Genomic DNA, 24,972 nt, shown 5'->3' with positions numbered 1-24,972 from the left:
GAAACCATTATTGTTTTAAAAGTTCACATTTTCATTCGTTTAGGGGCGCTGGTTTTATCCGGCGGAGCATCGCGGATATTCCGGAAACCCATTGTTGCACTTATCATGGACCATTTTTCACTTGTAATGTTGTTACAGTTTTTTACGACTATCGAACTGATATAATTTTTTGCGTTAATAATGTTGATTGTAAAAGAGCTTCAGTTACAGTTCTGTTTTATGTGTATTACCGCAATAACCGGCTTACGCATGTTATGCGGTAAGTTTACCTATGCTGTGTGAGCCACTAAATTGAATGATGAATGGGAGCGCGCAATTACCTTGTTGCAGTAGAACCGCTATACCAGGCACGACCAATGTACATTTTACAGAAAGTAGATTATAATTCATCATAGGGTATTAGTAAGCTGCGGCAAATTAGTAAATTAACTAATTTAAAAACAGGTAAAAAGGTTTTTTTATTATAAAAAGATACTGTTATTATTAATACTTTACATACAAAGCTCGCGGAATAGTACTTATCCCGCAGTAAAGATATAACGCAGAATTTAGAACGGCAGTATATTAGAATTGAAATATGTTACAACATTTTGCATTGTGTAGACGGGCTAGTCTGTTCATTTTTAATAGCTAAACAGGTACTTTGTACCGTCTGGTAGCTATAGACCCTCTTTATCCTGCTTGCCCGCCCGCAGCATTTGCCCATAATCCCATCCTTTTCCCAGCGCGATCAGCGTTCGGGCGAGCCGGTTGGTCCTGGTAGCTTCGGTTTTGGCGCTATCGATCCATTTGCTGAAATAAAGCTGGTGACTTTTCGATAATTTATTAAAATGGGCCTGCGCATCGGGGTCATCCTGTAAACATTCCAGTAATTCTGCGTTTATTGGCACTTCGGCTTTGTCTTCCTGTAACTGTACTTTTACCATCGCACCTTTACGTTTTCCAATACCTTTTCGCATAGTGGCATTGATGGGCAGAATAAAATTTCCACCGCCCATGGGCATCACAGCCGCTGCTTTAATAGCAAAATTGTCGAGTTTACCTTTAACGCGAAATGTCTTTTTATTACCGGGCTTTAACTTCTGCGCAAGATCAGCCGGTATTTCAATATAGGTCCAGCCGGTTTTTTCACCCTGCTGTTCAAATTGGAGTAAAGTTGTGGTAAAAGTTACCATCATAATTTGCTAATATATTAAAGTTTAAAGTTCATAGTTTAAAGTTCACAGTTTAAAGTTAATTGTTGGTAAAAATAAAAGACGGTGCTGATGTAGCACCGCCTGCATGGCATCTTCTGTATTGCCATTACCGCCGCGTTCACGTTTATTTCGTTTGTATTCGCCGCGTTGCGGTGTATTCATTTGCCATTTGCTAATTTGCTTTAATGATCTTTATGGTTTCCCGCTTATTGCCCATTTCAATTTGCACCGTATAAGTTCCCAATGGTAACCGCTGGCCGATCTGCGTTTTGAATTGTCCGTTCCCTTTTTCTACCAGCCGTCCCAACTGATCATACACGCCGTACCTGAAATTACCCGGAGCATTCACGATAAAAGCATAGCTGCTGGGGTTGGGCGCAATGCTGATGTCACTGGCGCTGGCCGCAGTGAGGTTCGTGCTAGCAGTCACAACAGCTGCACAGCTGACGCCGCTTACGGCGGCCGCCCCCTGGATGTTGATGTTATCGATATTGGCCAAACCACCGGCGCCGGTGGCCTGCAGCCTGATATCGGTATTACCCGCGTTCAGATTTACAACCGTTGAAGCGGAGGTCCAGGTGGTCCAGTCGGCAGTAGCCGGAAAGCTGATCGATGCAGCAGCAGTGCTGCCGTTCAGGAGCAGACTCGCCGGCCGGTCGCTGCCGCCTCCATTGGAATAACGCCAGCTGATGGTATAACTGCCGGCCGCAGGCGCTGATATGCGCCAGTTAATGCCACTGCCGGCGGCATTGCTGCTATTGCAGAAGCCGGTGCCCGTAAAACCGGCATTGTTGTTATCGATGGTGCCATCTACGCTGCAAAAACCGGTGGTGTTCTCCTGTATGGTAACGGTAGAGCCGCTGCTGCTGCCGGGAAAGTAGATATTGGGTACCGGTGGGGCCGGCATATCACCGCCCAAATAAAAGCCCGGGTGCGGCGGCTGGTTATATGCTGCATTCTGCCAGGCAATGGCCACGCGGTATTGCGGATCGTGCATTAAAGTATAAATGCGGTTTGAAGCAACTGTGGTCGTTGTGAAGATGCGCAGGGCGCTGTTATCTGTTGTTCGTAGGATCACTTCTTCGCGCCAGTCGCCGAGCACATCACCCGACAGGGCAGGAGTAGCTTTCGTACCATTATTGCTGGCGCAGCCGCTGGCGGTTAAGAGGGTGCTGGAGTTGTTGCTGCTGTAATTCCATTTGGTGATGGAAATATTATCGAGCAGTTCGCGCTGCAGGTCGGCATCCCACCAAACTGCAAAATTTATAGAGGGTTTAGCCGTAGTAATGCTGGTACCTGTGCAAGTGTACAGGTTGCCGCGCGAGGCCCACATTTCATATCCTTTGTAACGGGGATCAACATCTGCTGCGAGGCCACGGCCTACATCAGAAGATGCTTCCGCAACGGTGAAAATGCGGGCGCCGGTGCGGGCATCGATCAGGGCGGCGCCTATTTGTCCGTTGCTGCCAGGCGATTCGTACGGCTGCCATATTTCCTGGCCGGCGCGGTCGGGGTTCATATCGCTCATGTGCAGCGCATCGCCATGACCGAGTCCATTTACCCACATACCGCTGCCATTGTCATTTACAGCGCTGGAACCGTTGAACACTTCATCACGGCCATCGCCATCAGTATCGCCTACGGTCATCTGGTGATTACCCTGACCGGCATAGGCGCTGTTACCCGATGTATTGCTGTCGAAGGTCCAGCGGTGGGTAAGCGAACCATTGCGCCAGTCCCAGGCCACCCGCACCATCCGGGTATAATAGCCGCGGCCAAAGACCATACTCGGTCGCTGACCATCGAGGTAAGCTACAGCGGCAATGAAACGGTCGACCCGGTTGCCATAGTTATCACCCCAGCTCGATACCGTACCCCGCGCCGGTAAATAATTGGTGGTTGCCATGGCGGCGCCGGTTTGTCCGTTAAAGACGGTCAGGTATTCCGGACCGGTGAGAATATAACCGCTTGCATTGCGATGATCGGCGCTGGCGCTGCCAATGACCGTACCTGCGCCATCAACCGTACCATCGGCGGTTTTACACGCCAGTTCCGCTTTGCCATCGCCATCGAAATCATATACCAGGAATTGTGTGTAGTGCGCGCCTGCGCGAATATTGCGGCCCAGGTTGATCCGCCAGAGGCGGGTACCGTTGATCTGGTAAGCGTCGAGATAGACGTTACCGGTATAGCCTGATTGTGAATTGTCCTTGGCATTGGAGGGATCCCATTTAACAATAAATTCATAATCACCATCACCATCCAGGTCGCCCACGCTGCAGTCATTCACGTTGTAGGTGTATGCTTCCCCGGAGGGCGTAGTGCCGCCGGCCGGTATCTGCAACGGAATATTCAGGTAATTTTGCGACCATACACTGGCTGCTTCTGAGGCTGCCTGTTCAACGCCATTGATCACGGGTCGAACGGTATAGGCGCTGTTGGTGGAGATGTTGTCGACGTAATTGGTTGAATTGGTGATGGGCGTTGCATTCAGGAGGGTAGAGTTACGATACACGTTAAATCCGATGCCTGCCGGGTCATTGCCGAACAGGCGCCAGCCAATATATACCTGGCTGCTGCTGGTGCGTACGGCCACCACACCGCGGTTTAACCGTTCCATTTGCTTTTGGGCGGTCAGCCGCCCGGATGCAAGGAGCAGAAGCAAAAGAAAACAACATAAATAAGGGCTGGTTGCATGAGAAAGGCGGGTGCGAAAAGGGCATAAGATACCCTTGTTCGCTAGAAGAGTAAATGCGAACTTCATATGGCTGTTTTTTAGTTAGAAAATCATCGGGATCATCGTTTTCCAACTGGTTGGGTTGCTGGCAATCGTTGTATGAAGTACGGATAGATAAGGAAGTTAGTAGGAGATAGCGGCACAACCATCCTGAACTTACCGGTCACCAGTTACCAGGTACCAGTTGCCAGGAGTTTAAATTAATAGCAGGCTGATTACATGCGGACATTCCGCCTTAAGACCTGGAAACCGGCAACTGGTAACCGGTAACTGACACATCACGTTTATTGGGTTCAACGTTCAATTGTTTAAAAAACCATAATACAAAGTAGTATTAACCTATTTACTTTTGCAATCAAACAAAAACACATGAGAGTATTTACTGTACTGTTGACCCTTTTTTTCCCGGTGATGTTGTTGGCCCAGGTAGACATAAGCCAGCATATTGTACCTGGCCGAAGCAATAGCCCCCAGCAACAGCAAAAGCCTTATGTGATCCTCATCTCGGCCGATGGATTCCGCAATGATTTCGCCGATAAATTCGAGGCCAGGCACCTGCAGCAATTGCGCAGCAGTGGCGTGGCAGCCAAAGCCATGATCCCTTCTTATCCTTCATTAACCTTTCCCAATCATTATACACTGGTTACCGGATTGTATCCCGCTCATCACGGACTCGTTGATAATACTTTTTACGATAAAAAAAGAAAAGAGATCTATCGCATTGGAAATCGCAAAGCGGTGGAAGATAGCAGCTGGTATGGCGGTACGCCGTTATGGGTGCTGGCCGAACAGCAGCAAATGGTAACAGCCAGTTTTTATTGGGTGGGTTCCGAAACAGCGGTAAAAGGCGTTCGCCCAACCTATTATTATCGCTATAATGACTCCATTGATATTGATACCCGCATTCAGACCGTGAAAGAATGGTTAACGCTGCCCGAAGACAAGCGGCCGCATTTTATTACTTTTTACCTGCCGCAGGTAGATCATGAAGCACATATGTATGGTACGGATGCCAGGCAAACGGAAGAGGCCGTGCATTTTGTTGATGAAAGCATTGGTAAACTGGTACGCATGACAGATTCGTTAAAACTTCCGGTGAATTACATTTTCCTGAGCGATCACGGTATGATAAACGCAGACACTGTCAATCTCCTGCCCATGCCGTCTGCCATTGATACTACTAAATTCAAAGTGCCCGATGGCGATGTGCTGGTGCATATGTATGCCTACAATGCCAGGGATGTGCAACCCGCTTACAAAGCTCTGAAACAACAGGCTGTTGATTATGATGTTTATCTAGCGAAAGAAGTTCCGGCCCGCTGGCATTATGGGGCCGCAGATGACTGGTATCAGCGTATTGGCGACATCATTCTCGTACCCCGGGCGCCCAGATCATTCAGTTTCCGCAAACGCAGATTTCAACTGGCGGGCAAACATGGGTTCGATAATGCCCTGCCTGAAATGCAGGCTACCTTTTATGCCTGGGGGCCTGCGTTTAAAAAAGCCCATCAGATCGAGGCATTCGAGAACGTGCATGTGTATCCACTCATCGCAAAAATATTGGGGTTGAACGTTACGGAGAAAATTGATGGATCGCTGAAGGTGTTGAAGCCGATCTTGAAGTAATGAGCGTGTTACAGGTTACAAGGTACTGGTTTCAGGGCGCAGGTTTCAGGGTTTTTGCCCTTCGCATTCTTTTTGCATCAGGAATCTTACATGTTAAGAACAATGCGCAATTCTATTCTCATCATCGGAGCAGGTGCAGCCGGATTAATGGCGGCACGTAAATTATCCGCGGCCGGACATCCTGTAACTTTACTGGAAGCCAATGACCGCATTGGCGGAAGAATTCATTCCATACAACCTCCCGGTTTTATAAAACCCATCGAAGCAGGCGCCGAATTCATTCATGGCCGGCTGTCATTGACCATGCAATTGCTCAAAGAATTCGGAGGAACTTATCACCGGATGACCGGTAAAATGATCCGCGTAAAAGATGGACAATGGCACGAGCAGGAAGAGTTTGTGGAAGGCTGGGACGAACTGATCCACCGCATGGCAGGCTTGCAAACAGATCTTACCCTGGCCGATTTCCTGCAACGCTATTTTCATGAAGAAAAATATGCTGTATTGCGGCAATCGGTACAACGGTTTGCCGAAGGGTTTGATGTGGCTGATATTCACCAGGTGAGTGTGCTGGGTTTACGCGATGAATGGAAACATGAAGACGAAGAACAGTTCCGCATCGCCGGCGGCTATCAACAATTGACGGAATACCTGCAGCATGCCTGTACAGCAAATGGCTGTGTTATACATACTTCCTGCATTGTTAAAACGATCCGCTGGCAGGAAGGCCACGTGGAAGCGATTACTGCCGATGGAAAAACATTTTCTGCGCAGCAGGCGATCATCGCAGTACCGCTGGGCGTATTGTTGGCAGATAGCTCCCATTCAACGGCTGTTTCATTTGAACCCGCCATCGATGCACACTGCCAGGCCTGGCAGCAAATAGGTTATGGAACGGTGCTGAAAGTGATGCTACAGTTTTCAACATCTTTCTGGCAGGAGTATGACAAGGAGATCGGCTTTTTATTCAGCGAAGAAGTGATCCCAACCTGGTGGACGAATCTGCCAGATGCACCGACGCTGCTAACCGGTTGGATAGGCGGGCCGCCGGCTACCCGCTTTAAAGCTATTGATGAAACAACCATCATTGAACAGGCATTGCAATCGCTGGCCAACATCTTTTCTATTACTTCAGACAAATTAAGATCGCTGTTGACCGCTTCGTATGTAGCCCGCTGGCAAACGAATGAATTTTGTTTGGGCGCTTATAGTTTTAATAAATTATTTACGACCGAAGCACGGACACTCCTAAACGAACCTGTTGAGAACACGTTGTATTTTGCGGGTGAAGCTTTTTATGATGGCATCAATGGAGGAACGGTGGAAGCTGCACTGCAATCGGGCGAGCAGGTTAGTAAGCTGATCAGTTGATCACGTTGCTAACATCGATCGGTTTATAAGTTGACGAATTTGTAAGTAATAATTGAAGTGTAAACTTCCTGCTACTCAGTACAGCGCGCACGTCGTAGATTTACTATCTAAATTTAAAGATTGATTATCGTATATAGTAAACTGGGTATTAAAGGCCAAGGAAGTAAAAAAAATGCCGCTCCACTTTAACAGAACCTTACAAGTGGCAGCATTTTTGTTATACAGTGGTCGACTAATTGTAACCTATGAAGAAGATTGGTGAGGCAACCTATCTGATAGTAGCGGATGTGTTTCATCGTGTTCATTTTTCCATCCGTTCTTTATTTTTATGCTGTGGCAGTTCATCTATTGTAAATGAAGAACAATCTTCTTTAAGGAAGGGCTATTTCAGGAATAGTGTCTTCTGTAGTCATGCCTTTTTCGCTTTTCCCCGTTTGGAATATTCAACAGCTATTTCTTTGGTTCGGTATAACGGTATTAAAAAATATTGTAAGTCTTTAGTTTAATCCATACTCCTTACCTCGGGCGTAGCGGCCTGAATTGTCGGCGACTGGCTTGCTACGCCCATTCAATTAACTGTATTTTTTACAACTAAGTAGCGTGCATTTGTACTCATAATACCCTTTAGCTACTAACATGCAAAACGCAGGGAGGTAAAACTCTCTGCGTTTTTTTGTTGAGCTGTGCGCTGCTGCGATTAGAGTAAAAATATATGATAACGTGCCGGTTGTTATTTACTTAAAAATCCATCGATGCCTATATAAATACAGGAGGCCACGAAAGTAGTGATCAAAAACAGTACGAATGTGATCAGTGCTATTTCTTCATAATGTTTATATACGTCCTTATTTCCACTGTATCTGTTTGCCGGTTTCATAATTCTATGTTTACTATATACAATTAAAAAGGATGCCCCGGCCTGGTTGTATTGACACTCAATGTATTATGAAAACTGGTTGGGGAAAAACATTGTTAAATGCGTAGAAATTTAACGCCAATGTGATGATATGGAGATTAGGGCTAAAGTGAGAGATGAATGGTGAATGGTCAATGGTGAATGGTCAATGGTGAATGGTCAATGGTGAATGGTCAATGGTAACCGGCGCCCAGTAACTGGCATCCGGCACCCGGTAACTGGTAACTGGTAACCGGCGACTGGAAACCGGCAACCGGCGCCCGGTAACTGGCACTGGTAACTGGAATCCGGTAACCGGCACCCGGTAACTGGCGACTGGTAACTGGTAACGGACGACTGGAAACCGGCAACCGGTAACTGGAATCCGGCGCCCGGTAACTGGTAACCGGCGACTGGAAACCGGCAACCGGCGACCGGTAACTGGCATCCGGCATCCGGTAACTGGCAGTGAATTGTAGGCAATACATACCTGGTGCTCCCGCTACCGGGACCAGGCTTGAGGGGGAAACAGTCCCGATAAGGATCGGGATTTGCGGCGATGCGTTACATATTGCGCAGCTCTTCCTCTATCAGGTCATGAAAAGTGGTCTCTTTGTCCATTACCCAATTAGGCAATTGTTGCGGCAGTATTTTCCAGGCTTCTTGTTCTTTTTGCATGCGGAACAGGATGCGGTTGCCCCTGTCGTCGCTTACATCCACCGTAAATTGCCCCTCGTTGTGGCCACCCAATTTCCTGAAGTTAAATTCCTTCAACCGTCCGTTCACTTTCACCAACTTGGTGAAGTGTATATTTTTCTTTACTTCAATTCGCATAGTCCAAAAAATGTAACAAGTGAAACACAAAGGTAAAAGCAATTCTCATGCTACAATTAGAAAATAATCTTAATTAATGAAATTTTATACGCTAAAGGCCGCTCCCCATCTGCACTTTGTGCGGCCGCTCTTTTTTTTTGATCTCCGACAAGCCAAAAATGGTTGTACCATGGATGTAAATTTTTTTACCCAATTAGCAGTAAATCGTTTAATCGCACAGTTAGGAAGAGATCGGGTAAAGATTTAGAAAGAAAGGTCTAAGTAATAAACAATCAACCTGCCTGGAACCTTAATTTTCTAATTAACTTTTAATGCGTACGAACTAACCCCACCGGTCACTAACTGTTTACTACTAGCTGAATCGAAACAATTTCGCTTTTATCTTTTGGTCGTGTCCATATACGTCATCTCTGAAGTTCAAACGCCCTGCATCATCTACCCAGGCGGTGTAATAGGTGATGAACACTTCCGCTTTTTCTTTCAGTTTTACCGCTTTTTGTTCTGTGCTATTCATAGCCTGCGCTATTTTTTCGCTATTCCAGTCGGGATCATTGCGTAACAGGTACTCAGCCATTTTTTGTGCATCGGCCAACCGGATACAGCCGTGGCTGAATGCCCTTTTGTTCCGGCTGAACAAACTTTTCGCCGGCGTATCGTGCAGGTAAATATCAAAGCTGTTGGGGAAAAGGAATTTGACCTTACCCAATGCGTTTTTCTCGCCTGGCAGCTGCCTGATGTCGGGAATACCATCACCATCTTTATCGCCCTGGTCCTCCATTTCATTCTTCGCCAGGTACTCCGGATCTTTTTCTATTTCAGGTAAAATTTCCTCCGTAACAATGCGAGGTGGAATATTCCAGTAAGGCGCAAACACGATCTGGTTCATGGTTCCGGTAAATTGCATGGTGCTGTGCCCTTCCTTGCCAACCACCACGTTCATATCGAATACTTTACGGCCGTTCTCTAAAACATGTAAATTAAACTCCGGAATGTTTACCAGGATCAGCGTGCCGTTCGACTGATTCGGCATCCAGCGCATGCGGCCGAGGTTAATGAGCAATTGCTCAATGCGGTCACGCACAGACACATTCATTTCCTTGATTACTTCTTTATTTAAAGTGCCGGTGGCCTTCAAACCGAATCGTTCCTGGAAATGGGTGATGCCTTGCGCCAGCGTGTCATTGAATACCGCCGAGGTGTCGTGGCCGGGCAGGTCGCCGGTAATAGCCAGGTATTTTTTAATAAGGGTGATATCGGGACCCGAACTGCCTTTTTTCAAAGGTTTATCCTGTGGAGGAATGGCCGGCCAACCACCTTTTTTATGGATGTCGAGATATTTTTGCAACTGGTCTTTCAACGCTTTATAATTGGCGTTGATGTCTTCGAAATATTTATTGTCTTTATGCTTCTTCGATAACAGAGAATCAGCCAGTTGAATAGGATCTGCTTTTTTGATGGGCACGAACCGTTCCAGTTCTTTCCGCTTAACATACCCTTTCTCGAAGTTCTTCAGGGCATATTGCATTAAACTTTCCGTCAATTGCAATTCAGTTTGCAGGAAGGTCTTGTTTTTGGCGCTTACGGTCAGGGTGTCGCTGAGCAACCGGTTCATTCGTTTTTCGAGTGGTCGGTTGTGCAGGGTGGTATCGCTCGAATAGGTGACATAATGATCGAACAGGTTCCAGAAAGCCTGTGCTTCTTCAGTAAACCCTTCGCTGGTAAACCAGGCAAACTGGTAATTGCGGGCATTATAAAAGCTCGTCATGCGCCGGGCAATGGAGTCGGGCACTGAATCGCGGGCTATAAAATCAACCAGTGCGGCGCTGTCGAGGAACAGATCACTATATGAGTTGTCCTTGGTGATGCTATAATCGCGCGATGAAATATTTTTAGATCTTGCCTTTTCGCCGTTTTCCCCGCCTGCTTCGTTTTCATTATCGGCACTGTTCAGGCAGCCAGTTAATAACATGGCCGCCAGAGGTATAAAAAAGATGTATTTCATGGTTCATGCTAATGAAATTTTGTACCATCAATGGTGGCTCGCTTGTTCAATGGTATACTAGTAAAACTTAATGTATTCTGTTCTAAGTTGATCTGGTTCAACCATATTTATAAAGAGAACAAATACAGGTGCTGTGGAATTAATTCTACACCTATTTGCGGTGCAAAATGAATGAACTGGTAACCGGTAACCGGCAACCGGTACCCGGTAACCGGCACCCGGCAACTGGTACCCGGTAACCGGCACCCGGCAACTGGTAACCGGTAACCGGCACCCGGCAACTGGTAACCGGTAACCGGCACCCGGTACCCGGCAACCGGCACCCGGCAACTGGCACCCGGTAACTGGTTAACTGTGAACCGTTAAGCTTATCTTTAGTATCCAAAACACATCATATGAGAAAACTTCTTGTCCTTGGTATAACCATGTGCCAGTTCATTTCCCTGCAGGCACAACAAACACAAAAACCGCCATTACACGGTAAAAGCTGGATGGCCATAACCGGCAAACCGCTCGCCGCTACGGCCGGCGCAGCCATTTTTCAAAAAGGCGGTAATGCGGTAGATGCGGCCTGCGCCATGATCGCAGCTACCTGTACCATGTGGGATGTGCTCAGCTGGGGCGGCGAAACACAGGCTTTGATCTATAACCCAAAAACAGGTAAAGTGATCGCGATAAATGCCCTGGGGGTGGCGCCTACCGGAGCCACTGCCGCCTTCTTTAAAGACAAGGGTTTGCATTACCCGCCGGAATACGGTCCACTCGCCGCGGTAACACCAGGCACGCCCGGTGGTATTTGCACCATGCTGGCCGAATACGGAACCATGAGTTTGAAAGAAGTGCTGGCGCCGGCCATGCAAATGGCGGCCGGTTATCCCATCGAAGCGCAAACCGCCAACAGCATGGAGCGGGGGAAAGATCGCATCAAACAATGGCCTTATTCAAAGGCAGTCTTTTTACCTCATGCCGGACAGGAGCGCGAAGCGCCCGAAGCGGGTGAGATCTTTAAACAGACCGATCTTTATGAAACCCTGCGCAAAATGGTAGAAGCGGAACAACAGGCGTTGAAAAAAGGAAAGAGCCGCAAAGAAGCGATCTACGCCGCGAATGCCCGCTTCTACACCGGTGATATTGCCAAAGAATTTGTGCGCGGCTGCAAAGAGCAGGGTGGGTTAATAACCGAGGATGATATGGCGCGCTGGAAAGTACAGATCGAAGAACCGGTAAGCATCAATTACAAAGGCGTTGAGGTGTACAAACTACAACAGTGGACACAGGGCCCGGCCATGTTACAGGCATTGAACATACTCGAGAATTTTGATTTGAAAAGTATGGGTTATAATTCTGCCCGCTACATTCATACTGTAACGCAGGCAATGCACCTGGCGTTTGCCGACCGTGATTTTTACTATGGCGATCCGTATTATGGTCCGCAGGAACCAGTGAAGGGACTGCTGTCGAAAGAATATGCAAAGGAGCGTGCGAAACTGATCGATCCGGCCAAAAACCTGACGCCTGCCGTGCCCGGCGACCCGTATCCGTTTGAAGGCAAATCAAATCCATTCACTCAATATTTACAACGCTGGCAAAATGATAAACCGCTGGCTGTAGCGCCCATCGATGAAAATTATCTGGAGCAGGTCTGGCGGGGCACTACTTCGGTAGAAGCTGCTGACTCCGCAGGCTGGGTGGTTTCGGTTACACCCAGTGGCGGCTGGTTGCCTGCCTGTATTGCCGGCCGTACCGGTATAGGATTGAGCCAGCGAATGCAAAGTTTTGTGCTGGATTCAGTGTTGAATCCTTTTAATGTGGTTGAACCGGGCAAACGGCCAAGGGTAACGCTTACGCCTACACTGGCCATGAAAGACGGGAAACCCTTCCTGGCATTTGCGGTACAGGGCGGCGATACCCAGGATCAAAACCTCTTACAGTTCTTTTTAAATGTAACCGAATTTGGCATGACTGTTCAGGAAGCGGTAGAAGCGGCCAATGTGAATACTTACCAGTTGTACCTGTCATTAGGTGGTGAAGATCGCAAACCCAAACCCGGTTCTATTCTGCTTAACAGCAACACGCCCGACTGGACCCGCCGCGAACTGATAAAGATGGGCTACAAGCTGAGTTTTGAAGATCGTACGTCCGGTCCAGTGAACGCGATCTACTTCGATCGTAAGCATGGCACCTTCTGGGGAGGGTCAAGTAATCATGGTGAAGATTATGGGGTAGGCTGGTAAGTAAATCGTGGAAAATAAACTACATATTACAGGCTTAAATATATGATTTGAACTGCTGAAATGATGGCATAATTTTGTTGTTAATATTAATACAAAACGGTTGTTGAGGTGTTGATGACGTGAGATAGAATCCGAAGCTAAACGAATTCAAATCAAAAATAACGCATGGAAGAATAGAGATGTGGTAGCACGCCGGGTGCCGGGTAGGCATCCGGCTTTTTTTTGCGCACCCCCAAAACCCCTAAAGGTGGCTTAGTTATACCCCCAACCCCCTAAAGGGGGCTTAGTTGATTCTTAATTTTTTGATTTGATTTTTAATTCAACGATCGCCTCAAGGTGAATGTGCACGTAGAACTTAAAACGTAGAACTTAGAACTTAGAACTTAGAACTCCTTATCTTTTAGCACCGCACTTCTTTGGATCATTAATCTTTGTAACAACGCTTGTTCTGTTTCACCGATATTAAGTAAGCGGGCGATCCGTGACAACAATTGTTCTTCTTCAAAACTGATGGTGTTATCTCCGGTACACAGTTCGAGGCACCAGGAATACAATGCAAGTGTATGGGTAGGTTTGATGATACTGATCAGGTATTTCAGATAACCTTCTTCGTCCGTGATCTGGTCCTTGTACGATTTGTACTTTTGCATTTCATCCCGGAAGTTGAGTTTTTTGTGGATATCTATACTAACCATTTTATCAGAAATGATATCCAGCTCCGAATCTTTGAATGCGCCGTCTTTCATGCAACAATAATAGAACAGGTGACAAATGCCCTCTTCCGGGGCTTTAAGCAAACCAGTGTACATAATCTATTTTTTGGTGTGAGCAATTTTATTCAACTATAATGCCAATACCTTTCCATTCAGAACGCGCGCCACTCACCATTCATCATTCACCACTCACCATTCACCTTTCACCATGTTGATAAAGAAATTTACGATTTTAGTATCAAATGCCATCCAGAAATTCATCAATTTATTATATTTACCAACAAGCAGTTTGCCGGTATAGCAGCCAGGTCTGATACAATAACTGCAAGACCAGCATCCGTTTGCTATACACTTCCCTGGAAGCCTTATCTGCCAACATGTAATCACTGCGAGCTCAACTTCTTAAAGCTTTATCCCTTTTAACTTTTGATCTCAATTTTTAACTATGCCCATGACGGAACCCCGTAACCATGATAGCCTTACTGATTTTCGGCAAGGCAGCTACCTCGCTGTTAAAGAATTATATAACGCCCATTATTCGCTGTTAACAGATTTCGCCAACCAGTTGATCGCTGATGAAGCGGAAGCGCATTTTATTGTTCAGGACACATTTATAAAATTATTCCTGATGCGTGACCGGTTTAATAGTAAGGAGGATGTAAAGGCATTCCTGTATCTAACAGTGCGCAATACCTGTTTTAATTATATCAGGGCAGAAAAAGCCGATGCCCCCGTTGTCGGTGTCAGTTGGTTGCAAGAGGCCCGGCAGGCTGACAGCCGGTATGATGATGACGCCGTACGTTCAGCTGCGCTTCACGAGCTGCAGCAGCAGTTATTGGATTTGCCTGAACCGGAGCAAGCCATTTTCAGGCTTACCTGTTGGGAACGCCGCACCATACCAGCTACCGCCGAAGAGCTGAACCTTACACCGGTAGCGGTAGCGCAACATCGCATGAACGCCATCCGGTCATTGCGGGAACAATTGATCGCTGCTGATCTGTTTTCCATTCCCCTCTTTATTTATTTTGTCGGAAAGACAAGTTATTGAGTTATTGAGTTATTGATAAACTAAACAACTTATGAACTGAATAACTTATGAACTGAATAACTGAATAACTGAATAACTAAGGAACTGGAATTCAATAAATATAAAACTATCCCCTAATGAATGCGACCGCATAGAACAGATAATGTTCCTTACATTTTGGCATAAACGTTTGTAAGTTTCAAAACTTTTTCAGTACATTAGGAATTCAATCCGCTGTTAAATAATGCTGTACATGAAAGAAACAGAATGAATGCCGCTGAAAGGCAGCGGGGGAGCGAACTCTATAATAGTAAGAACGTACCTGTTAAAAATGCCTTCTACATTGCTTGTTGACATTACAAACGGAATGCACGAATCATAGCAACTCATTTCCGCGCCCGTCATCGTACAGTTGTCCGCTGTGCCTTCGCGAAGCTTTTTCCAAGCGAGGCCTTTAGCGACGCGGCTTTACGTTTATGTACCTGGTTGAGAGACTGGTGCATAAAACTTATATTTTAACGGCATAAACCTTAAACTAAATGGGTGCTGAAACAGACCATGTCCTGCTACAATTGCTCAAAACCTCTGACCCGCAAGGCTTTAAAGCGTTATTTCAAAGGTATTACAAAACGCTTTGCATACAGGCATACCTGTTATTACAGGATGAAGGAGAAGCGGAAGATCTGGTGCAGGATGTTTTTGTAAAATTCTGGCAGGAACGCAAATTCGAGATCGTACAACAATCGCTGGGCTCTTACCTCACTACCATGGTGAAACATGCTGCTTTGAATTTGCTGAAGCACAAAAGCAGGGTTAACCGAAAAGAAAAAACTTACCAGGAGCGTATAGACATCATTGAAAACACCCACATAATGGAGATCCAGGAAACTGCTCAAATGGTACAGAATGTTATTGCCCAGCTCCCTGAGCAATGCAAGCGTATTTTTGAGCTGGTTTGCGTGGAAGGCAAAAAGTACCAGGAAGCAGCGGTTATTACCGGTGTAACCGTTAATACGGTTAAAACGCAGCTGCGACGGGCATTTGCAAAACTCCGTGAAAGTCTGCGCGACTATTATTATTTTACCGGTTTGTCACCCGTTTTATATATTTTATTGTCTTAATGTATTTGACACCCCCTGATGTTTGATTTATACTTGCCATGAACAATTATATTGATATGAATGATGTCGAGCAACTCATAATAGATAAACTGACGGGCCAGATTGGTGAGGAGGATGATCAACGGCTTTCGGCCCTGATCGCCCGGCACCAGGAGGTTGAACAATTATGGCAGCAAATGCAGCAGGTGTATGCTATGCGCAAGGCGGTAAGCTTCGATAAATTTAATGTAGACAATGCCTGGCAGGCTATACAAAAAAGGGTGAATATTCCCGAACCTGTAGCCGAACCTGTTACCGATACAGTGGCTATTCCGGTACGCCGCACCCAACCGGTTTGGTTGCGCTACAGCGTGGCTGCCGCAATCATAGGCATTATCATAGTGTCTGTATTTTTCATAGCAAATGTGAACAGGTCACAGTCAGTGGCCGGCAAAAGCATTCAAATAAAACTCGCGAATGGTAATATCGTGCATACGTCTGCACAGGATTCACTGGGCGGCTGGATGCAACGGGCGCGGAACGCCAATGTTGATCCCGGCGCCTGGAATACTTTGATGGTGCCTGCCGGCAAAAGTTACGCTTTTCAATTGGCCGATGGCAGCAGGGTTTGGTTGAATGCTGTTTCGGAATTGCGGTTGCCGCTATTGTTCACCCGGCGGGAACGACTGGTGGATCTGAAAGGCGAGGCCTATTTTAAAGTGGCGCACAATGCCAGTCAGCCCTTTACCGTACTGGTGAATGGGCTAACCGTAAAGGCGTTGGGAACAGCATTCAATATCAGGTCTTACAATAAAGAACATACCTACATTTCGCTGCTGAATGGATCCATATCAGTAGAGAATGCTTCCGGCGACCGGATTATTTTATCACCCGGTGAAGCGGTAGTAGTGGCTGACCGCAATGGTGAGCTACAGAAAGCCTCCTTTGATGAGGCCACTGTTTTAGGATGGATGCAGGGTATGTATTACTTCAGCAATGAACCCCTGCAACATATTGCCGTTGTGGCGGAAAGATGGTTTGATATAGATGTTCAATTAAAAGATCCATCGCTGGCTGGCCTTCACTTCTCCGGCGCCATGGACCGCAACAAACCCGTCAACACTTTCTTCAATATGCTCGCCTCTTCCGGCGACATTCGTTATGAAATAGCGGATGGGAAAGTAGCAATCTTCCGGAAATAACAAATAACACATTACACAAAAGCAGCTGCAAGTTCCAGATTGCAAGTTGCAGGGAAAGACATTGCAATCGGGCTCTGTAACCTGTAACTCTTTTTAATGTTTCCCCACCAGCCGGTTGCCTGTCACCGTAAGCTATTGCTTCTTTTATCTGCTAATGTGTTTTGCAGAACATGGTCTGCACAGTTATGAAATCGTTGAATACGCGTTGATGAATGAAAAAAATAAAAATTAGATAATAGTTGTCACCCGTTTGAAACGAATGCTTGTCTAAATAGTATAACCGTTATACAAAAACTAATTGTATTATGAGATTACCCTCCGGACGTTGTCCCCACAATATCCGGGTAATGAGATTGTTTTGGATATCCATTGCTGTTGTGGTTATTCTTTCAACATTACCCCTTTCCGTACTCGCCGGTCCTGCGCAGGAATTTAAAATAACGTTTCGATCAAAGCGCACTGCCCTGGGCGAAGTGTTCAATGAGATCCGCCGCCAGACCGGCTTCGTGGTTTTTTACAGCAATGACCTCTTTAATGATAAGGAAAAGATCAGTGTGAATTTTGTTGAAACCGGCCTCGATGAAGTGATGCGCAGTTTGTTGCGTGGACGCCCCCTGGGTTACAAGATCACAGAGAATTTTATCATCATCATGAAATCTGTTGATAAAAAGAAAGAAAGCAAAGCCAGTGTAGTGAACCCCTCCATTCGCGCCAGCATAGATTCCATACCATCGCATAAATTAAAAGGAAAAGTTACCGGCAAAGAGGAGGATGCACCGCTTGGACAGGTATCGGTAGAGAACCTGGGTGATCACAAAGGCGTATTCACCAACGGCAGGGGCGAATTTACTCTCCATGCACAACCGGGTGACAGCATCCGGTTTTCGTACGTTGGAAAAGCGCCGCGCGTGGTTTTATATAAAGGCCAGTCTTTTTTAAGCGTAGAGCTTACCAATGAAGAAGAACGCGTGCTTTCTGAAGTGATCGTTACCGGTTTTCAAAACATCGATAAGAACAAATTTGCCGGCGCTGCTGCACGGTTAAAAGCAGACGAGATCAAATTGCAGGGCGTTGCAGATGTGAGCAGGATGCTGGAAGGCCGCGCTGCCGGGGTTTCCATTCAAAACGTATCAGGCACATTTGGCACTGCTCCCAAAATAAGGGTACGCGGGGCCACTTCTATCAACGGTGATAACAAGCCGCTGTGGGTGGTTGATGGCGTAGTGCTCGAAGACATCGTAAACATTTCCAATGACCAGTTGTCGAGCGGTGATCCTACAACCCTGTTGGGATCAGCTGTGGCTGGTTTAAATGCCAATGACATTGAAAGCTTCGATATTTTAAAAGACGCTTCGGCAACCGCTTTGTATGGCGCCCGGGCCATGAATGGGGTAGTAGTGATCACCACCAAAAGAGGAAAAGCAGGCCGTGTGGCAGTGAATTACAATGGCAATTACAGCACCCAGTTAAAGCCGGTTTACAACAACTTCAACATTATGAACTCGGCCGAACAAATGTCGGTGCTGGCGGAGCTGGAACGGAAAGGGATCTTAAGTCCCAATATACTCGACCGAGCCGATAACGGCGTGTATGGAAAAATGTATGACCTGATGAATGGTGTCAACGGAAATTTTCCTTTGGAGAATACCGTTGAAGCGCGCAAGTCTTTTCTTACGCGTTATGCCATGGCCAATACCGACTGGTTCGATGTGTTGTTCCGGAATAATTTTGTACAGGAACATTCGGTCAGTATTTCTTCTGGAACAGATAGATCACAATCTTATTTTTCAACCAGTTTTTATGGTGACAATGGCTGGACGATCGCCGACCGCGTGAATCGTTATACACTTAACTATCGCAATAATTATAAATTCAACGACCGACTGTCGGCCGGATTTGCTACAGTGGGTTCTGTGCGCCAGCAGCGGGCGCCTGGCGCCCTGGCGAGGAACAGCAACCCGGTGGAAGGTAAGTTCGATCGTGATTTTGATATCAACCCGTTCAGTTATGCCTTGAATACCAGCCGAACGATAACACCGTATGATGAAGCGGGCAATCGCGAGTATTTCCGGATGAATTTTGCGCCCTTCAATATCATCAGTGAGCTGGAGAACAATTACCTCGACCTGAACCTGATCGACCTGCGCCTGCAGGGAGATGTAGCGTATAAAATATTGGATAACCTGAAGTACGAATTCGTGGGCGCTTTTCGCTATGTAAAATCTTCCCGCGAGCACATGATCACCGAACGGGCGAATATGGCGGAAGCCTATCGGGCGGCCGGTACATCAACCATCCGTCGTAACAACAAATTCCTGTATCGCAATCCGGATGATCCCGAGGCGCAGCCTGAAGTGGTGTTGCCGTACGGTGGTTTTTATAACCGTACGGAGGATATGTTGTTGAACTACGATTTCCGGAACAGTTTAACGTATTCAAAGGTCTTTAAAGGCAATCATACCCTCAATATCCTGGCCGGGCAACAGGTGAAATATGCCGACCGCCAGAACTTTTCCAATACCGGTTATGGGTATCAATATGAAAATGGCGGAACTGCCTTTACCGATTTCCGCATCCTGAAACAGAACATAGAAAATAATTTTCCGTATTATGGCATGAGCCGCGATTACGATCGCTTTGTGGCGTTCTATGCATCCGGTAACTATTCCTATGACCTGAAATATAATTTTACCAGTACCATTCGCTATGATGGTTCAAACAGGTTGGGACAATCGAAAAAAGCGCGCTGGCTGCCTACCTGGAGTGTAGCCGGTTCCTGGAATGTAGAACAGGAAGCATTTATGGAAGATGTTTCATGGGCCGATTACCTTACCCTGCGCGCCAGTTATGGATTAACGGCGAGCATGGGACCTGCTACCAATTCGAGCATTGTATTAAAGAATATCAATACCCGCCGGCCTTATCTTACGGAAGTAGAGTCGGTCATACAACTGGCTAACCTCGAGAATGCCGACCTTACCTGGGAGAAATTATATACAACGAACCTGGGACTGGATGCCGGCTTCTTCAAACGCCGGCTCACCATGAGCCTCGATGTGTACCAGCGCAGGAGCTTTGACCTTATCAGCCGGATTAAAACATCAGGCATTGGCGGAGAAACGCCTAAAGCCGCCAATTACGCCGACATGGAGTCGAAAGGACTGGAACTGTTGATAGGCGGAAATGTGGTCAAACGCAAGGACTGGGGCTGGCGTGCCAACTGCACGTTCGGCTATAACAGGACGAAGATCACCAATGCACAGAACAACCCGCTTATCTTTGACCTCGTGCTGCCGGAAGGCGGCAACCGCCAGGGCTATCCTGTAAGAAGTTTGTTCTCGTTGAACTATACAGGACTGGATCATAGAACCGGCAAACCTACGTTCACCGACCAGACCGGCAAGATCAGTTCTGATGTGTACCTGCAGGATGATAACATCGAATACCTCGTACATGAAGGACCGGTAGATCCTGCCATTACCGGTGGCTTTTCAAACACTTTTCATTACAAGGCATTTTCACTGAATGTATTTGTGACCTACCAGGCGGGTAACAGGATTAGGTTGTATCCCGCTTTTCAAACCCGGTATTCCGATATGGATGCCATGCCCAAAGAATTTACCGATCGCTGGATAACGCCCGGTGATGAGAAATATACCGATGTGCCATCTATTCTCGATGCATTTACGGTGGCGCAATTAGGCGGCGCTTATCCTTATAACAATTATAACTATTCAACCCAGCGGGTGGCCAAAGGTGATTTCATTCGGCTGAAAACCGTATCGCTTACCTGGCAGGTGCAACCGGCCTGGGTGAAAAAAGCAGGAATGAACAACCTGGAGCTCACCGCGGCCGCTACCAATCCCTGGTTGATCTATGCCGACGATAAGTTGAAAGGACAAGACCCCGAGTTCTTTAATTCGGGTGGGGTAGCGCAGCCAATTCAAAAGCAGGTGACGCTGTCGGTGAAAGTTGGTATTTAAATGACAGAGGTTTCAGGTTACAGGTTACAAGCTGCAAGGAAAAGCAATAACCATAACCCCTGTAACCTGAAACCTGAAACTTGTAACAGATTGAATCATGGAAAAGACATTACTATACTCATCAGTCATCCTACTGTTGGGAGTTGCCAGTTGTAAAAAATTCCTGGAGCAGCCACCGGATAACCGGGCGGTATTGAACTCGCCGGAGAAAGTAGCTCAATTACTGGGTACTGCTTACCCGCAGGCCAACTACATGGCATTCGCTGAATCCATTTCAGATAATGTGGCCGATAAAGGCATTGGCGATCTGGAGCGCACGAATATAGATCCTTTTAATTTCCGGGACGTTGCTAATAATGAAGAAGATTCACCAGAGTTTTACTGGAATGCGTGTTATGCGGCCATTGCCGCAGCCAACCAGGCCCTGGAAGTTTGTATGAATGCAAAAGACCCGGAAAATTACCAGGCGCAGAAAGGCGAAGCCTTGCTTTGCCGGGCTTATGCACATTTCATGCTGGTGACCTTTTTCTCTAAAGTATATGATCCTGTTACGGCTGGCGCCGACCCTGGTATTCCTTATGTACTTAAACCCGAGAAAGTGGTCTTTGAACAATATGAAAGAAAGACCGTGCAGTACGTGTATGAGATGATTGAAAAAGACCTTACAGAAGGACTGCCTTTGATCGATGACAAACATTACAATGTTCCGCGCTATCATTTTAACAAGGCGGCGGCCCATGCATTTGCCACCCGTTTCTATTTGTTCAAGCGGCAATACACCAAAGTGCTGGAGCATGCGGCAAAGATCTTTCCCAATAACAATGTAGCGGCCCTGCTGCGGCCCTGGAATAGCGAGTACCGCGTGCTGACCTATAACGAGCTCTGGGCGCGTTATGCCAAGGCTACGGAAGCGGCCAACCTGCTGCTGGCAGAAACGCGGTCGCTCTGGGGACGCAATTACATTGGCATTCGTTACGGACTGGATGCAACAAAATCAAATGAAATACTACTGGCGCCTAACGTAACCGGTGGCAGCGGCGTCTTTCGCTACCAATTGTATACTATAGGCACCAACAATTACTTTTTGCCCAAGGTGAACGAATATTTTGTGCGGGAGTCGGTCAATGCCGAGATCGGTTTGCCCTATGTGATGGTGCCCCTGTTCACCACGGAAGAAGTGTTGTTCAACCGGGCTGAAGCCAATGTACTGCTGAACAATATCAATGATGTAATAAAAGACCTGAACGATTATGCGAGCACCCGCATCTACAACTACAATGCATCGGAACATACGATCACGGCCGGCCGGCTGCGGTCATTTTACCGCACCAATAATGTGCAACAGGCTTCGCTGGCAGCCGTGATGGACTTTAAGCGCGCGGAGTTTGTACAGGAAGGGATGCGCTGGTTCGATCTGTTGCGCTATAAAGTACCGGTGGTACATCCTACCGTTGAAGGAAAAACGCTTACACTTCGGGCTGATGATCCGATGCGGGTGTTCCAGATCCCGGATGTAGCGAAACTGGCCGGTATTGAGCAGAACCCGAGGTAATGTGATAATTAGCTAATTAGCTAATTAGCTAATGTGATAATGTGATAATGAAATACACCTCAGCATGGAAGCCTGAAGGCAGTGGACAGAAAAGATTATGCAGCCATAAATTATAAACTGAATTCTGAATGAAAAAAGTAACCATATATCTGTTTATTTCTCTTTTGGTGCTCGGGTGCAAAAAGAGTGAGAACCTGGGCAGTGTGGATGATATTCCCGGGTTAGGTGGTGATACCTGGGTAAAAGGTCCCATCGATAACTGGATCTACGACTATTTAACCAAACCCTTTAACATATCAGTGAAGTATAAATGGGATCAGTTTGAGCTGGAGTTGAACAAGAACCTGATCCCACCGCGGGAGGAAAAGATCATCCCGGTGATGGAAGCAGTAAAGAAAGTGTGGATAGACACCTATATCGCCGAAGCAGGGGAAGTGTTCGTGAAAACCTATTGTCCGAAGTTCTTTGTGTTGTGTGGCAGCGCCAGCTGGAATACCGATGGCACCATAACGCTGGGCACGGCAGAGGGTGGTCGCAAGATCGTGCTGTACGTGTTGAACGATTTCAGGACGAAAGGTATGCCGGGTTATGTGCCTGCCGATTCAGCTAATGTAAAGCAAATGTTTCACACTATAGAACACGAGTTTGGTCATATCCTTCATCAGAATGTGCTGTACACCGAGGATTTTAAGCGGATCACACCCGGCTTTTATACAGCCAACTGGAACAATGTGTCTGACAACGCTGCCCGGCGGGATGGATTTGTTACCGCTTATGCCATGAGTGCGCCCGACGAAGATTTTGTAGAAATGATCTCTATGATGCTCATAGAAGGGCGTGGGGGCTTTGATAAGATCGTTAACTCCATTCCGGCCGGTACCAGCCAGAACGGGATCAGCCAGGCAGACGCCAGGGCCAAGCTCCGTAAGAAGGAAGCGATGGTAGTGGCATATTTCAAGGACGTATGGGGGATTGACTTTTATTCTTTGCAGAAGCGGGTACGCGGTGCAGTGGATAGTTTGATTAAATAGTCGGCAGAAACCGGTAACTCTCATATTCACCATTCACGACATGATTATGGAAAAGATATTATACACCTTATTGCTATCGGCTACAATCATTGCCTGTAGCAAAGAAAAAGCCGCTTTCGACAAAGACGCAGACGACCGCATCAATGAACAGCTGGCAGATTACCAGGCTGTGATCACCGGCGCTGCCGATGGTTGGACGGGCACGCTGGTCACCAAACTGGGCAACACATACAGCTTTTATCTCCGGTTCAATGAAAGCAACCGGGTGTTTATGTACTGCGATTTTGATTCTACCACGGCCGGTGTGTTAAAGGAAAGCAGCTACCGGTTGAAATCGCTGCAACAGCCCTGCCTGTTATTCGATACTTATTCCTACATCCACATGATCGCTGATCCCGATGCCCGGGTGAACGGTGGTTATTTTGGCGGTGGCATGTTATCTGATTTTGAATTTTCAATTGACACCTGCACGGCAGACAGCATCCGGCTCACGGGCCGCTTTAATGGCAGTGCTGCTGTCTTGCGTAAAGCATCGCCGCAGGACCGGGCTGCCTGGGAAAATAAACAGGTACGTAACCAAATGACAAGGCTATCGGACCTGAACAAGATATTGAACTATTTTAAACGCCTCCGGTATAACGGTACTGAGTATGAGATCCGGCTTCATACAGTGCTTAAGTTCGCGGTCATTGCCTGGAAAGATGCTTCAGGAACGACGCATAGCGCCGCTACTTCTTATTATTTTTCTCCTGCAGGTGTTCACTTCAGCGACCCTGTAGTTAATGGTGGTACAACCCTGAGCGGATTTGCCATCACCGGCTTTAATGCCTCAACGAATACTTTACAGGTAAAAGTAAATAATACAGATGCTGCTATCGGAGGCGCCATCAGGCCTGTTAATCCCGATATACAGGCTGGCAGGCGCTGGTGGCAATGGGGCGCCGGCGCACAGCGCTACTGGTTTTCGCGCGATGGCTTTCATGTAGACGGTGTAGATGATGCTTTTAATGTGAAATCCCTGCAGACAGACAGTTCGCAGTACTACTACTTAACATACTGGCCGGGCATTCAACCCGCCACAGGTGCTGCATTCGATGCACTGGTCCCGTTTTATTACGTACCGGCTATCGATGACCTGGATTATACGTACGGTACTTCGCCAAAGGTGAGTTTTCAGTCAGACGGCAAGGTCATCTTCAGTTACAATGGCGATCTTACCGTTGGGCCGTACCCGACTACTGGCCCCGCTTTTAAAACGAAAGAACAATTTTACAGCACAAGTGGATACTGGTTCGTTCAAACCGGTGAGAATAGTTATGACATGGTGAGTGCTAAGGATGCCAGAGCCTGGATCAGCTGGCAAAACTGAGGCTCAGGGCATAAATTGATTGTATGTCCTATTTAAAATCAGCCGCGATTCGGCCCTGTGAAAACGAAGGCAATACGATAATTAGCTAATTAGCTAATGT

At 46.9% G+C, this 24,972-nt stretch carries 19 protein-coding genes; 10 read left to right on the top strand and 9 right to left on the bottom strand.

The window, feature by feature from the left end; all coding sequences use genetic code 11:
- Positions 1-659: 659 nt before the first annotated feature.
- The 3 genes from JUB15_RS26830 to JUB15_RS26820 are packed head-to-tail and all read right to left on the bottom strand — an operon-like array spanning position 660 to position 3,816.
- Positions 660-1,178, bottom strand: coding sequence for a YdeI/OmpD-associated family protein (locus JUB15_RS26830; RefSeq protein WP_242696533.1), 519 nt, complete (start codon positions 1,176-1,178; stop codon positions 660-662).
- Between the two features lie 42 nt (positions 1,179-1,220).
- Positions 1,221-1,358, bottom strand: coding sequence for a hypothetical protein (locus tag JUB15_RS26825; protein WP_207515748.1), 138 nt, complete (start codon positions 1,356-1,358; stop codon positions 1,221-1,223).
- A gap of 10 nt (positions 1,359-1,368) precedes the next feature.
- Entirely contained in the window at positions 1,369-3,816 is a 2,448-nt protein-coding gene (locus JUB15_RS26820; RefSeq protein WP_305068366.1) for a rhamnogalacturonan lyase family protein, read from the bottom strand.
- Between the two features lie 486 nt (positions 3,817-4,302).
- Here JUB15_RS26820 and JUB15_RS26815 point away from each other — a divergent pair, with 486 nt between their 5' ends.
- Complete coding sequence (locus JUB15_RS26815; RefSeq protein WP_207515746.1) at positions 4,303-5,559, top strand: alkaline phosphatase family protein; 1,257 nt, start codon at positions 4,303-4,305, stop codon at positions 5,557-5,559.
- Between the two features lie 102 nt (positions 5,560-5,661).
- Positions 5,662-6,930: a flavin monoamine oxidase family protein gene (locus JUB15_RS26810; protein WP_207515745.1), complete on the top strand. Its 1,269-nt coding sequence runs from the start codon at positions 5,662-5,664 to the stop codon at positions 6,928-6,930.
- A gap of 730 nt (positions 6,931-7,660) precedes the next feature.
- Here JUB15_RS26810 and JUB15_RS26805 read toward each other — a convergent pair.
- The 5 genes from JUB15_RS26805 to JUB15_RS26785 all read right to left on the bottom strand — a co-directional run bounded on the left by JUB15_RS26805 (position 7,661) and on the right by JUB15_RS26785 (position 10,984).
- A complete protein-coding gene (locus JUB15_RS26805) occupies positions 7,661-7,807 on the bottom strand; it encodes a hypothetical protein (protein WP_205513757.1) in 147 nt (48 codons plus the stop codon).
- Positions 7,808-8,019: 212 nt separating this feature from the next.
- Positions 8,020-8,313, bottom strand: coding sequence for a hypothetical protein (locus JUB15_RS26800; protein WP_207515744.1), 294 nt, complete (start codon positions 8,311-8,313; stop codon positions 8,020-8,022).
- Between the two features lie 76 nt (positions 8,314-8,389).
- Entirely contained in the window at positions 8,390-8,659 is a 270-nt protein-coding gene (locus JUB15_RS26795) for a hypothetical protein (RefSeq protein ID WP_207515743.1), read from the bottom strand.
- Between the two features lie 352 nt (positions 8,660-9,011).
- Complete coding sequence (locus JUB15_RS26790) at positions 9,012-10,661, bottom strand: L,D-transpeptidase family protein (RefSeq protein WP_207515742.1); 1,650 nt, start codon at positions 10,659-10,661, stop codon at positions 9,012-9,014.
- A 107-nt stretch (positions 10,662-10,768) separates the two neighbouring features.
- On the bottom strand, positions 10,769-10,984 hold the full coding sequence (locus JUB15_RS26785) for a hypothetical protein (RefSeq protein WP_207515741.1): 216 nt from the start codon (positions 10,982-10,984) through the stop codon (positions 10,769-10,771).
- A 72-nt stretch (positions 10,985-11,056) separates the two neighbouring features.
- On the opposite strand from JUB15_RS26785, the gene JUB15_RS26780 reads away from it, so the two are divergent.
- Positions 11,057-12,895 carry a gamma-glutamyltransferase family protein gene (locus JUB15_RS26780; protein WP_207515740.1) on the top strand — a complete coding sequence of 613 codons (1,839 nt, stop codon included), beginning with the start codon at positions 11,057-11,059 and terminating at the stop codon, positions 12,893-12,895.
- A 383-nt stretch (positions 12,896-13,278) separates the two neighbouring features.
- On the opposite strand, the gene JUB15_RS26775 is transcribed toward JUB15_RS26780, so the two are convergent.
- Positions 13,279-13,704, bottom strand: a complete 426-nt coding sequence (locus tag JUB15_RS26775; protein WP_207515739.1) for a tellurite resistance TerB family protein — start codon at positions 13,702-13,704, stop codon at positions 13,279-13,281.
- A gap of 349 nt (positions 13,705-14,053) precedes the next feature.
- Between JUB15_RS26775 and JUB15_RS26770 the strand changes: the two genes are divergently transcribed.
- The 7 genes from JUB15_RS26770 to JUB15_RS26740 all read left to right on the top strand — a co-directional run bounded on the left by JUB15_RS26770 (position 14,054) and on the right by JUB15_RS26740 (position 24,872).
- Positions 14,054-14,656: an RNA polymerase sigma factor gene (locus JUB15_RS26770; protein WP_207515738.1), complete on the top strand. Its 603-nt coding sequence runs from the start codon at positions 14,054-14,056 to the stop codon at positions 14,654-14,656.
- Positions 14,657-15,174: 518 nt separating this feature from the next.
- Positions 15,175-15,756 carry an RNA polymerase sigma factor gene (locus JUB15_RS26765; RefSeq protein ID WP_207515737.1) on the top strand — a complete coding sequence of 194 codons (582 nt, stop codon included), beginning with the start codon at positions 15,175-15,177 and terminating at the stop codon, positions 15,754-15,756.
- Positions 15,757-15,812: 56 nt separating this feature from the next.
- Positions 15,813-16,937 carry a FecR family protein gene (locus tag JUB15_RS26760; protein WP_207515736.1) on the top strand — a complete coding sequence of 375 codons (1,125 nt, stop codon included), beginning with the start codon at positions 15,813-15,815 and terminating at the stop codon, positions 16,935-16,937.
- 347 nt (positions 16,938-17,284) lie between these two features.
- Positions 17,285-20,920 (top strand): SusC/RagA family TonB-linked outer membrane protein, encoded by a 3,636-nt coding sequence (locus JUB15_RS26755; RefSeq protein ID WP_242696532.1) that lies wholly within the window; start codon positions 17,285-17,287, stop codon positions 20,918-20,920.
- A gap of 97 nt (positions 20,921-21,017) precedes the next feature.
- Positions 21,018-22,472, top strand: a complete 1,455-nt coding sequence (locus tag JUB15_RS26750) for a RagB/SusD family nutrient uptake outer membrane protein (protein ID WP_207515734.1) — start codon at positions 21,018-21,020, stop codon at positions 22,470-22,472.
- Positions 22,473-22,600: 128 nt separating this feature from the next.
- Positions 22,601-23,503 carry a zinc-binding metallopeptidase gene (locus JUB15_RS26745; protein WP_207515733.1) on the top strand — a complete coding sequence of 301 codons (903 nt, stop codon included), beginning with the start codon at positions 22,601-22,603 and terminating at the stop codon, positions 23,501-23,503.
- Positions 23,504-23,549: 46 nt separating this feature from the next.
- Positions 23,550-24,872: a DUF4302 domain-containing protein gene (locus JUB15_RS26740; protein WP_207515732.1), complete on the top strand. Its 1,323-nt coding sequence runs from the start codon at positions 23,550-23,552 to the stop codon at positions 24,870-24,872.
- Positions 24,873-24,972: the final 100 nt, after the last annotated feature.

The sequence above is a fragment of the Longitalea luteola genome (assembly GCF_017356035.1).
In the GTDB taxonomy this organism is placed as follows: Bacteria; Bacteroidota; Bacteroidia; order Chitinophagales; family Chitinophagaceae; genus Niastella; species Niastella luteola.
This window is presented reverse-complemented; position numbering and strand designations above follow the sequence as displayed.

What these genes read in the sequence shown, in the direction of transcription:
- JUB15_RS26795 (WP_207515743.1), bottom strand. Translation starts at nt 8,659, where the DNA reads ATGCGAATTGAAGTAAAGAAAAATATACACTTCACCAAGTTGGTGAAA.
- JUB15_RS26760 (WP_207515736.1), top strand. Translation starts at nt 15,813, where the DNA reads ATGAATGATGTCGAGCAACTCATAATAGATAAACTGACGGGCCAGATT.
- JUB15_RS26810 (WP_207515745.1), top strand. Translation starts at nt 5,662, where the DNA reads ATGCGCAATTCTATTCTCATCATCGGAGCAGGTGCAGCCGGATTAATG.
- JUB15_RS26750 (WP_207515734.1), top strand. Translation starts at nt 21,018, where the DNA reads ATGGAAAAGACATTACTATACTCATCAGTCATCCTACTGTTGGGAGTT.
- JUB15_RS26775 (WP_207515739.1), bottom strand. Translation starts at nt 13,704, where the DNA reads ATGTACACTGGTTTGCTTAAAGCCCCGGAAGAGGGCATTTGTCACCTG.
- JUB15_RS26745 (WP_207515733.1), top strand. Translation starts at nt 22,601, where the DNA reads ATGAAAAAAGTAACCATATATCTGTTTATTTCTCTTTTGGTGCTCGGG.
- JUB15_RS26820 (WP_305068366.1), bottom strand. Translation starts at nt 3,816, where the DNA reads ATGGAACGGTTAAACCGCGGTGTGGTGGCCGTACGCACCAGCAGCAGC.
- JUB15_RS26770 (WP_207515738.1), top strand. Translation starts at nt 14,054, where the DNA reads ATGCCCATGACGGAACCCCGTAACCATGATAGCCTTACTGATTTTCGG.
- JUB15_RS26755 (WP_242696532.1), top strand. Translation starts at nt 17,285, where the DNA reads ATGAGATTGTTTTGGATATCCATTGCTGTTGTGGTTATTCTTTCAACA.
- JUB15_RS26830 (WP_242696533.1), bottom strand. Translation starts at nt 1,178, where the DNA reads ATGATGGTAACTTTTACCACAACTTTACTCCAATTTGAACAGCAGGGT.
- JUB15_RS26800 (WP_207515744.1), bottom strand. Translation starts at nt 8,313, where the DNA reads ATGTATTGCCTACAATTCACTGCCAGTTACCGGATGCCGGATGCCAGT.
- JUB15_RS26825 (WP_207515748.1), bottom strand. Translation starts at nt 1,358, where the DNA reads ATGAATACACCGCAACGCGGCGAATACAAACGAAATAAACGTGAACGC.
- JUB15_RS26740 (WP_207515732.1), top strand. Translation starts at nt 23,550, where the DNA reads ATGGAAAAGATATTATACACCTTATTGCTATCGGCTACAATCATTGCC.
- JUB15_RS26790 (WP_207515742.1), bottom strand. Translation starts at nt 10,661, where the DNA reads ATGAAATACATCTTTTTTATACCTCTGGCGGCCATGTTATTAACTGGC.
- JUB15_RS26780 (WP_207515740.1), top strand. Translation starts at nt 11,057, where the DNA reads ATGAGAAAACTTCTTGTCCTTGGTATAACCATGTGCCAGTTCATTTCC.
- JUB15_RS26765 (WP_207515737.1), top strand. Translation starts at nt 15,175, where the DNA reads ATGGGTGCTGAAACAGACCATGTCCTGCTACAATTGCTCAAAACCTCT.
- JUB15_RS26815 (WP_207515746.1), top strand. Translation starts at nt 4,303, where the DNA reads ATGAGAGTATTTACTGTACTGTTGACCCTTTTTTTCCCGGTGATGTTG.
- JUB15_RS26805 (WP_205513757.1), bottom strand. Translation starts at nt 7,807, where the DNA reads ATGAAACCGGCAAACAGATACAGTGGAAATAAGGACGTATATAAACAT.